2 protein-coding genes are annotated in these 5,645 nt (G+C 73.5%); both read right to left on the bottom strand.

The features are described from left to right. Nucleotides 1-43 precede the first annotated feature (43 nt). Nucleotides 44-1,576 carry a DUF5719 family protein gene (locus ACFU6I_RS47645; protein WP_384380590.1) on the bottom strand — a complete coding sequence of 511 codons (1,533 nt, stop codon included), beginning with the start codon at nt 1,574-1,576 and terminating at the stop codon, nt 44-46. Then, a complete protein-coding gene (locus ACFU6I_RS47640) occupies nt 1,573-5,397 on the bottom strand; it encodes a glycosyltransferase (RefSeq protein WP_384380587.1) in 3,825 nt (1,274 codons plus the stop codon). The genes ACFU6I_RS47645 and ACFU6I_RS47640 overlap by 4 nt, the downstream gene beginning before the upstream one ends. Nucleotides 5,398-5,645 lie beyond the last annotated feature (248 nt).

Raw genomic sequence — 5,645 nt, 5'->3', positions numbered from 1 at the left:
GGGTTCGGGGCGGGCCGGCCTCGGCCCGCCCCGAACCCGTTGCTCAGCCGTCCAGAACCGAAAGGTCCTGTTCGGCGTTGGGTACCTCGACCGTTCCGCCGTCGTCCGGCAGCGTCTGCACCGTGAACATCGGGATGCCGTCCTCCGGAAGGGACAGGGTGCGCGCGGCATGGACCGGACCGCCCGACTCCGTCTCGATCGTCAGCGCGTAGCTGCCCTTCAGCCCGGCCGGTACCGGCGGGGTGACGGCGATCGTCGTACCGGCCTTGACCGTGTACGTCTGGACGGCCTGTTCGCCGCCCTCGCTGCCTGCCGAGGCCGTGACCTTCACCTTCCCGGTGGCGCCCGGAGCGGTGAGGGAAAGGGTCGAGCCCTTCGCCCGGTTGTCGGCCACGGTGGCCTGTGCGCCCACCGGCCCGGTCGCCGGGATGTACGCGACCTCCCGCTTGTCGCCGGTGCCGCGGACCACGCGCAGCGCCGCCACCACCGGAGTGGCCCGTCCGCTCTCCGCCGGAGTCAGCAGCAGGGAGCCCGCTTCACCCCTGGTGACGTCCTTCAGGTCGACGCCTGCGGTCATGTTCGACTTGATGTGAAGGTCCTCGTGTCCGGCCGGTGAGATCGCACCGTTCTTGCCCAGCAGCTGCACCTTCAGATCGGCGTCGTCCTCTCCGGGGGCGAAAGCCACCAGCCGGACGTCCGTGGCGTCCGCCGGGATGCCGGGAAGAACGAGGGTCCCCGTCGGGTCGACGGAGGCGGCGAGCCAGTCGCTGCCGGCCCCGTCACCCGCTGCCCTGACGACGGCGCCGACCCGGCCGGTACGCGTGGTGACGTGGACCGTCACGTCGTCGGCCGCCTCACTGGTCAGGGTGGAGATCAGGACCGGAACGCTGGACCTGGCCGGGACCGTGATGCCCTCCCCCACATCGGACTTGAGCGAGCCGTCCGGCCCGTACAGCTCGATGTCGGCCACCGCGGCCGTGTCGTCAGGGTTGGTGAGGTGGACGTAGTCCTCGCGGGACTTCGCCGTGCTGGCGGCCGGGAACCAGAAGTTCGTGTCGGGGCCGGTGCAGCTGACCCCGAGCAGGCCGCGGGTGGCGCCCGCGCTGACCGTGGTGGTCTGCTGCGTGGTCCAGCCGGGGGCCAGTTCGCCGGTGGCGGTGCCGACCAGGGCGGGGGCGTCGGAGCCGGACGCCTCGGCGGTGGCCGGCATGCCGGGCTTCTTGAGGGAGACGACCGGCTTGCCGGATTCCGCCTTCTTGCTCTCCTCCTTCTTGCCGTCCTTCTCGGCGCTGGTGTCGTCGCCCGCGTCCGCCGTGGTGGAGACGGACGGCATCAGGTCGGCGGTGCCTGTCTCTCCCCCGCTGCCGGCCGCGGGGGTGAAGGACGTGTACGTCGTCTCCGCGAGGTCCGAGAGGCCGGGCGCCGGGCAGAGCAGACTGGACCGCTCCACCGGCAGCCGTGCGGCGGCTTTCGCCTCGCCTGCGTCCGCCTCGCCCGGCGCGGTGAGCGCGGCGAACCCGGTGACGGCAGCGAGGGCTACGGTGCCCGCGATGAGGGACAGACTGGTGGACTTCACTCGGACTCGCCTCGCGATGCGTTACCGGTCGGCCACGGGTTCCGGGCCGGGGCGGGGTTCTCGTCGGGGTTCTGCGGGTCGTACGGGCCCTGTGCGGTGTAGGGGGCCTGTGGGTCGTACGGGGGCTGCGGGGCGTACTGGCTGTACTGGCCCTGGTCGTACGCGCCCTGGCTCTGGTCGTACTGACCCGGTTCCTGGTTGTACTGGCCCTGGTTCTGGTCGTACTGCTGCTGCGGGTAGCCGTACGGGTCGTACGCCGGGGCGGTGCCCTGCTGGTAGGCATCGGCGGCGGCCTGCTGGTGCTCGCCCTGGTACTGCGGGTAGTCGGCGCCCTGGTACTGCTGGGTGTCCCACTCGCCGTACTGCTGTTGCTGCGGTACGGGGGCGTACGGGCCGTCGTCGTCCGGCTGGGCGTACGGGTCCTGTGCCGCGGACTGGTCGCCGTACGGGTTCTGTGCTTCGGACCGCTCGGCGTACGGGTCGGTCGACCGCTGCGCGGGGATGTCCTGCCCTGCCTCGTCCGGCGTCGGCTCGACGCCCTCGGGTGCCGCCTCCGCCTCCGCCGCGGCGCGCAGCCTGCGCGCCCGGCGTCCCTCGCCTGCGACCGGCTCCGCCGGAACCGTCAGGTCCGCCTCCGGCAGGTCGTCGTCGATCTCCCGGCGACGGCCCGGCAGAGCCAGGACCAGCAGGACCACGCCGAGCGCGGCCTGGGCCCAGATCCACGCGGTGTGGGTGACCGGCGTCTCGTACGTGAGGTCCAGCGTGCCGCCCTCGGCGGGCAGCTCGAAGCCCTGTGCCCAGCCGTCCACGGTCTTGGCGGTCAGGGCCCGGCCGTTCAGCGTGGCCGTCCAACCGGGGTCCGCGGCGTCGGCGATCCGCAGGATGCGGCCGGAGCCGCCCGCGGGAATCCTGGAGTGCGCCTCGACCGGCTGCGAGCCGACGGGCAGCTGCTCGCCGTCGACGCCGGACGGAACGATCATGATGCGGGCGACCTGACGGTCCACGCGCCACAGCGCGCTGCCGTCGAGCTGGCTCAGCCGGCTCAGGCCCGGAGTCGCGTCGAGCACCCGGCTCATCTCGCGCGGCGCGCCGTCCCGTACGAGTACGTAACGGATCGCGAAGCCGCTGAGCTGGCTGCCCTGGTCGGCGCCCGAGCCCGCGACCAGGTTGGCGACCACCTTGTCCAGGTGACTGTTGGAGCCGCCCGACTCGGCCAGCTCCGCGTCACCGAGCCGCGCGCCGGAGCCGCGGACCAGGGTGTACGAGACGGTGCCGGGCGAACTGCCGCCGAGGACCAGGGTGCGCGGCTGGTCGCGGGTACCGCTCTCCTCCGCGACGAACGCGGGGACCTGCACCGGGTCACGACGCTCCAGCGGGCCCGCGGCGCCACCGATCATCCAGCCGACGGCGGCCAGTGCGGGAGCCAGCACCGCGGCGAGGGCGATCAGGGCGGCGACAGGCTGCCGCCAGCCGAAGCTGAGCTCGGCGACCCTTACCCGGGCACCGTCCGCGCCGACGAGCGCGGCGGCGATCAGCGCGATGCCGTAGACGAGGGTCGCGGGCCCGGCCCAGCCGGAGCCGTTGGCGATCCCGGCGAAGACCAGGGCGACGAGCGCGACGGCCCAGGCCGCACGGATCGCGAACTGTCGCTCCCCGCGCAGCAGCGCGGCCAGCGCCGCGAGCACGATGCCGAGCAGCAGCACGCCGCCCGCGGCCTTCGGGCCGCCGGGGCTGATCCCGAGCAGGTCGAGTGCGGAGGCCGTACCCGTACCGAAGTCCAGGCCCGCCTCGCTCAGGAACGACGAGGGGCTGCTGAGCAGCGACAGCGACCACGGAGCGAGGACCAGCAGCGGGGTGCCGATCGTGGCGATGAAGCGGAGCCCGTAGGCGGCGATGTCGTGGCGGCGCAGTACGAGGACGCCGATGCCGAGGACGACGGCGAGCGGCCAGACCATGGGCGTGAAGGCCATCGCGAGGGTGAGGAGCAGGGTGTACGCCCAGGTGGCGCGCCAGCTGCCGCGGGTGTCCCCATGACCACGCATCCCGCTTGCGGAGACGGCGGCGCGGGTGATCAGCGGAAGCAGAATCGCCAGCACGGCGGTGCCGAGGCGGCCGGTCGCGAGGGCGCCGGTCGCGGCGGGCAGGAAGGCGTACGCGATGCTCGCCCAGGCCCGCAGCAGTCGCGATTCGAGCAGCGGGCGGGACACGAAGTACGCGGTGAGTCCGGCGAGCGGGACGGAGCAGACGAGCAGCAGCGTGAGCGCGAAGCCGGTCGAGCCGAGGAACAGCGCGGACAGGGCGGAGATCACGGCGAGGTAGGGCGGCGCGGTCTGGGTGCCCCCGGTGCCGACCGGGTGCCAGCCGTCCGCGTACCGCCCCCACAGGTCGGAGACATCCGCGGGTGCGGGCAGCAGGGCGCCGCCCGCCAGTGCGCCACCGCCGAGGAGGCTGCGGCAGGCGACGAGGGAGACGAGGAGCAGGACGGCGAAGAGGACGGGGCCGGGCTTGCGGCCGATCCGCTTCAGTCGGGCGAACTGTTCGATCTCCAGGAAGTCGGCGTCGTCACCGCCCGGTCCGGACTCGACGGCGCCGTGCCGTGAGCCGCCGGAATCGGCGTCGGATCCGCTGCCGAAGTTTCCGGCGACCTGCTCGACGGTGGCGCGCACGGTCGCACCGGGCGGCGGGAAGAGACCGCGCAGCTCGGCCGCGTCCACGACGCCCTTGCCGCGCCTGCGGCGGGCGGTGAAGATCCTGCCGGGGCGCAACAGGGTGCCGAAGAGTCCGGCGACCTCGTCGAGTGCCTGACCGGGCACCTTGCCGACCAGATAGGCGAGGGTGCGGAGCAGGGTGCCGAGCACGAGCCGGAGCAGCACCCAGGGCAGTTGCTTGCCGCGGGCGTTGACGAGCATCGTGTAGACGGCGCCGGCCTTGTCGACACGGTGAGGCGAGGCAACGGAGCGTCCGGCGCAGTCGATGGGGCGGCGTTCCCGGGCGGCCGCCTCGGCATGCCGCAGGACGGCGTCGGGGGCGACGAGGACCCGGTGTCCCGCGGCGTGGGCGCGCCAGCAGAGATCGACGTCGTCACGCATCAGCGGGAGCCTGCGGTCGAACCCGCCGAGTTCCTCCCAGATGTCACGGCGGATCAGCATGCCGGCGGAGGAGACGGAAAGTACGGTACGGACCTGGTCGTGCTGGCCCTGGTCCTGCTCGCGGCGGTCGAGTCCGGTCCAGCGGCGTCCGCTGTTGGCGATGGAGACGCCGACTTCGAGGAGCTGCTTGCGGTCGTACCAGCCACGGAGTTTGGGGCCGACGATCGCGGCGTGGTGGTCGGTCTCGACGACGCGCAGCAGCTCGGCGAGCGCGTCGGGCTCGGGTGCGCAGTCGTCGTGGAGCAGCCAGAGCCACTGCACCGGTTCGCCGTGAGGCAGTTCGGGCAGGTCGTACGCGTCGTCGCGCCAGCTCCTGGTGACCGGGTCCCAGCCGCTGGGGCGCTTCAGGTACGGCAGGTCGTCGGGGGTGAGTTCACCGACCGTGCGGACCGCCTCGTCGACAGCCGTACCGAAGCTCGTACGGCGTGCGAGGTGCAGGACACGCTCGGCGCCGAGCGCCTCGGTGACCAGCCGCGCGGAGTCGTCGGCGGAGCCGGTGTCGGCGGCGACGACCTGCTGCACGGGACGTTCCTGCCCGAGCAGCCCGGCCAGCACGGCGGGCAGCCAGCGTGCGCCGTCGTGGGCGACGAGCACGGCGGTGACGACGTGCCGGGGGAACTCTGGGGCGGCGGCGGCCGCGTACGGCGCCGTCGATTGGCTGTGCACGGACATCGAGGTACGGGCCCTCCGGCCAGGTCCGGGGGGCGTTCCCCCGGGGGCTGCATCGGTGTACACGCGCGCTCCGTCGGGGCGTTGGCGCGTCTCGGACGGGGCCCCACACTAACGGTACGGACGACCGGGGTGGCGCCGAGCGGTCGAACGGGGGCGCCCGGAGGGCGACGGGCGGAGCGGCCGCGCCGGCAGCGGTACGGGGGGTGCGGACGCGGCGATGGCCCGCCGCCTGCGGGCAGGGTGCAGGC

This window comes from Streptomyces sp. NPDC057486, from assembly GCF_042802415.1.
Taxonomy (GTDB): Bacteria; Actinomycetota; Actinomycetes; order Streptomycetales; family Streptomycetaceae; genus Streptomyces; species Streptomyces yanii.
Note: the sequence above shows the minus strand (reverse complement) of the source record. Positions and strands in the feature narration are given on the sequence as shown.